This window comes from Amycolatopsis sp. NPDC003676, from assembly GCF_053587275.1.
Window position 1 is genome coordinate 622 of sequence record NZ_JBSFNS010000214.1, and the last position, 4,606, is coordinate 5,227.

A 4,606-nucleotide genomic window follows, 5' to 3' on the forward strand; every position below is an offset into this window, starting at 1 on the left:
CGAAGCCGAAGCCGAAGCCGAAGCCGAAGCCGAAGCCGAAGCCGAAGCCGAAGCCGAAGCCGAAGCCGAAGCCGAAGCCGAAGCCGAAGCCGAAGCCGAAGCCGCGGCGCATGGCCAGGAATCAGGCCGTCGCCAGGCCGCTCGGGCCAGCCAGGCGGTGGTCAGCCAGGGGGGTCAGGTCAGCCAGGGCGGGCGGGGCCAACCAGGCTAGTCGGATCGGCCGGGCCAGTCGGGGCAGCAGGGGCCAACCGGGCCAGTCGGATCGGCCGGGGGCCAACCGGCCCATTCGGAGCAGCCAGGTCAGCCGGAGTAGCCGGGTCAGCCGGAGTAGCCGGGTCAGCCGGAGTAGCCGGGTCAGCCGGAGTGGCCGAGTCAGCTGGAGCAGTCGAAGACCAGGCGGCTTGGCCGCAACCCCTGTCCGGCCCCGAGTCAGCCCGCGCGAACCTGGCCCCGTCGATCCCGTCCCGGGAACGAAAAAGGTGCCGGAGCGCGAAGCTCCGGCACCTCTCTGTCGAACCGCTAAGTCGAACCGAACCCGGTCCCCGTCCCGGCCGCTGGTCTTACTGGGCCGAGCCCTTCTGCCAGTCGGCCCAGGACTTGGACCAGTCGCCGTACAGGTCCCACACCGGGAGCTGCGGGCCGCCCGAGTTGGTGACCTCCACGACGTCGCCTAGGCCGAAGTTGTTGAAGAACCATTCGGCGTTGGCGGCGTTCAGGTTGATGCAGCCGTGCGAGACGTTCGAGCTGCCCTGCTGCCCGACGCTGTTCGGGTTCTCGTGGACGAACTCTCCGTCGTTCGAGATGCGCTGCGAGAACTTCTCGTTCGAGCGGTACGCCTTCGGGTCCGGCGGGCACACGCCGTAGGTGCAGGAGTCCATCGTGTAGTTCGCCTGCTTGTCCGAGATGACGTGCGGGCCGAGGTGGGTAGGCGTCGCGTCCTTGCCCATCGAGATCGGCATCGACTTCACCATCGAACCGTTGTGGAAGATCTGCATCTGCTCGCTGTTGCCGTCGGCTTTCGCGATCCACGAATCGTGCACCTTGTACGTTTCGGTGCGATCGTCCGCTCCGTACACGCCATTTCCGAAATCGACGCCGTAAATCTTCGCGGTGACCGTGAGCGTGGTGCCCGGCTTCCAGTATTCCTTCGGCCGGTAGTGGACGTTCTTGTCGTCCATCCAATACCAGCTGCCTTCTTGCTTCGGAGACGACTCGACCGTGAGCGCCTTCTCCACGGCCGCCTTGTTCTTCACCGCGGTCCCGAAGCTGAACACGATCGGCTGCCCCACGCCGACGCCGGTGCTCTTCACCGCGCCGGGGGCCGGGATGAGGTTCGCGTTCGCCTGCTTCTTCGGCGACAGCGTGGTGACCTGGCCCTGCTGTTCGACGGATTTCCCGTCCGCGCCTTGGGCATGCGCCTTCACCTGGTAGGTGCCGCCGTAGCCGAGGACCTCGGTGGTCGTCCAGCTGAGCTTGTCCGCCGCGAACTCGCCCGCGACGGGTTTGCCCTTGGCGCTCGTGACCGTGACGTCCGTGAGCTTCCCGTTCGCCGCCTTCACGACGATGGGCGTGCTCGGGCTGATCCCGGACGCGTTGGCCGGTTCGATCGACACCGAAGCCGGTGTCGCGGTCTGGCTCGACCCGCCCGGCGCACCGGGCGTGCCAGCGTCGCTGCCGCCGTCCCCGGAGGAACAAGCGGAAAGCAGCAAGGTCGCCGCGAGAATTCCGGCAACCGGAAAAAATGTCTTCTTCGGGAACATTATGTCTCTTTTGTGAGGGTCGCGGACCGGCAGGGTTCAACTGCAAAACTACGCGATCGGAAAGACGCCCTGACCGGTGGATCGGTGCATTGGGGTGACGCGGATCACTCTCGCGATTTCCGGCCGCGGGGCGATCAGGGCCGAAGCAATCCGGGGGCTCCGTACAGGCCCGGGCCGTCGACGGTGAGTTCCTTCAGATGGTCCCGTGCGGAGTGATAGGCCTGCGCCGCGAGATCGTCGGTGCGGGTGAAGTCCAGCGGGCTCACCTGAACCGGCGCCGGGCCCGGCAGGTAGACGACCGGCACCTGCCGAGCCGCGACCGGCGCTTCCAGGACGGCCTGATTGCGCATGCTGATCATCGCGGTGAACATCATGACCTCGGCGAACGTCCGGGGCGCGCCGGGCATTTTGCCGGGGAACGCGCAGTCGAGGACGACCAGCGACTTCGCGCCCATGCTCAACGCCTGACGCATCGGGACATTGGCGACCAGGCCGCCGTCGTAGAGGAGGCGGTCCTCGTATGGCACCGGCGGGTAGATGCCGGGGATCGCGCAGCTCGCCAGGAGCGGCGCCTGCAACGGGCCCGAGGTGAGCAGGACTGGTTCGGCGGTGTCGACGTCGGTGGTGACGACGCCCAGCGGCAGCGCCATGTCCTCGAACCGGCTGCCCGCGCCGAGGTGGTCGTCGATGATTTTGGCGAGGCCGGTGTTGGGGAAAAGGTGGGTTTTGCTGTGCCGGAGCGTCCGGACCTGGCTGAGCACGCCGCCGGGGAAGGCCTCGGCTTTGGTCATGTGCGCCCAGATGTCGCGAAGCCGCCCGAGCCGGTCGTCGCCGGGCAGGGAGAGCACCGCGGCGTTCAGCGAGCCGACAGACGTGCCGACCGCCAGATCCGGCGTGATGCCCGCTTCGTCGAGGGCTTGGAGCATGCCCACCTGCAACGCGCCGAGGCTGCCGCCCCCGCCGAGGACGAACGCGACCGGCTTCGGGAGGTCTAGTGCCTGCATACGGTCGAATCTAATTCGGGAACGGGACCTCGGGTGGGTGACTTCGGGTCCGGGGCGGGGTTGGGGGAGTGAGGTTCGCCGCTTCTCTCGCTGACGGGACGGGCTGTGGCGGGTTAGCGCGAGGCGGGTCAGACGGTCGGTCCGGGCGATCCGACTGGCCCGCCTGTGAACCGGGAGGGCCGGGCAGGCCAAGTCAGGCGCGGCGAACTAGCTGCCGGTGCGAGCAGGCTCCTCCGGCTGTTCGTCCGGAGCGCCCGAAACACCCAGCGCCTTGCGTTTCTTCAGGCGCAGCAAGAAGAACACCAGCACCCCCACCACGAGCGCGGCCACCACCAGGAATCCGGTGTTCATCGCGCTCTCGACCTGCTTGGCTGCCTCTCCGAGCGCCGCGCCGAGGCTGATGTGCACCAGTGACCAGCAGAACGCGCCCGCCGCCGTGGCCGGGAGGAATTTGCGGAACGGCAGGTTCGAGGCTCCCGCGGCGGCGGGCGTCAGGGTGCGCAGCACGGGCAGGAACCGCGCGAAGAAGACTGCCCATGCGCCTCGGCGTTCTAGGACGCCGGTGGCTCGGTCCCAGGCGTCCAGGCCGTACTTGCGAATGAGCTTCGTCTCCCGCAAGCGCGGCCCGAACTTTCGCCCGAGGACGTACCCGACCGAATCGCCCAGTGCCGCGCAGACGGTGACTACCGCCCACAGGGTCAGGAAGCGGGGCACGGACGTCGCCGTGGTCGCCGCGATCAGCAGGCCTGATTCGCCGGGGGCGATGAAGCCCAGGCCGATCGTGCACTCGGCGAACACGAGCCCGCCGGCTGCCGCGACGAGGCCCGGTTGGGGGAGTGCTTGCAACCAGTCGAGAAGGTCCGTTACTAAAGCCACACCATCACTTTACTGATTCTTGGGAATTGGGTGCCACGTTCGAGCGATCCGGGGACGACGAAGGGCCCCGGAGAGTAACCGGGGCCCTTCGGTGAACAGGGGTCAGCGGGACAGCAGGCTGCTGGCTTCCTGCGCGGCCGGTCCTTCGGCGGTCAGGTGGGCCAGGTTTTCCGGCAGGTCTTCGCCGCGGTGGGCCTTGGTCTGGGCGTAGAGCCGTCCGGCGCGGTACGACGACCGCACCAGCGGCCCCGCCATCACACCAGGGAACCCAATAGCCTCAGCGGTTTTCGCGTGCTCCACGAACTCTTCCGGCTTGACCCAGCGGTCGACCGGGTGGTGGCGGGGCGAGGGGCGCAGGTACTGGGTGATCGTGATGATCTCGCAGCCCGCGTCGAAGAGGTCCTGCAACGCGACGCTGACCTCATTGGGAGTCTCGCCCATGCCGAGGATCAGGTTGGACTTCGTCACCAAACCCGCCGCACGAGCCTGCGTGATCACGTCCAGCGACCGGGCGTAGCGGAAGCCGGGGCGGATCCGCTTGAAGATCCGCGGGACCGTCTCCACGTTGTGGGCCAGCACCTCCGGCCGCGACCCGAACACCTCGGCCAACTGGTCCGGCTCGGCGTTGAAGTCCGGGATCAACAGCTCAACACCGGTGCCGGGGTTCAACGCGTGGATCTGACGGACGGTCTCCGCGTACAGCCACGCACCGCCGTCGGCCAGGTCGTCTCGGGCGACACCGGTGATCGTCGAGTACCGCAACCCCATGGCCTGCACCGACTCCGCGACCTTCCGCGGCTCGGTACGGTCCAGCGCAGCAGGCTTCCCCGTATCGATCTGGCAGAAATCACAACGCCGCGTGCACTGGTCACCACCGATCAGGAAGGTGGCTTCGCGGTCTTCCCAGCATTCGTAGATGTTGGGACAACCAGCTTCTTCGCAAACCGTGTGCAGACCCTCGCGCTT

The 4,606-nt window shown here is 67.6% G+C and carries 4 protein-coding genes; all 4 read right to left on the reverse strand.

From position 1 onward, the window contains the following. Positions 1 to 560 precede the first annotated feature (560 nt). Positions 561 to 1,760, reverse strand: a complete 1,200-nt coding sequence (locus ACWDNU_RS44755) for an Ig-like domain-containing protein (protein WP_370939281.1) — start codon at positions 1,758 to 1,760, stop codon at positions 561 to 563. Between the two features lie 134 nt (positions 1,761 to 1,894). Further along, the gene (locus ACWDNU_RS44760; protein ID WP_370939280.1) at positions 1,895 to 2,764 is read right to left on the reverse strand and encodes a patatin-like phospholipase family protein; all 870 of its coding nucleotides are present in this window, start codon (positions 2,762 to 2,764) and stop codon (positions 1,895 to 1,897) included. Positions 2,765 to 2,971: 207 nt separating this feature from the next. After that, complete coding sequence (locus ACWDNU_RS44765) at positions 2,972 to 3,640, reverse strand: DedA family protein (RefSeq protein ID WP_449673322.1); 669 nt, start codon at positions 3,638 to 3,640, stop codon at positions 2,972 to 2,974. Positions 3,641 to 3,742: 102 nt separating this feature from the next. Further along, positions 3,743 to 4,606: lipoyl synthase (locus ACWDNU_RS44770; RefSeq protein ID WP_449673323.1), on the reverse strand; the 864-nt coding region annotated here is incomplete at its 5' end.

Excerpts from the sequence above, each read along its gene's own strand:
- ACWDNU_RS44760 (WP_370939280.1), bottom strand. The coding sequence starts at position 2,764 with ATGCAGGCACTAGACCTCCCGAAGCCGGTCGCGTTCGTCCTCGGCGGG.
- ACWDNU_RS44755 (WP_370939281.1), bottom strand. The coding sequence starts at position 1,760 with ATGTTCCCGAAGAAGACATTTTTTCCGGTTGCCGGAATTCTCGCGGCG.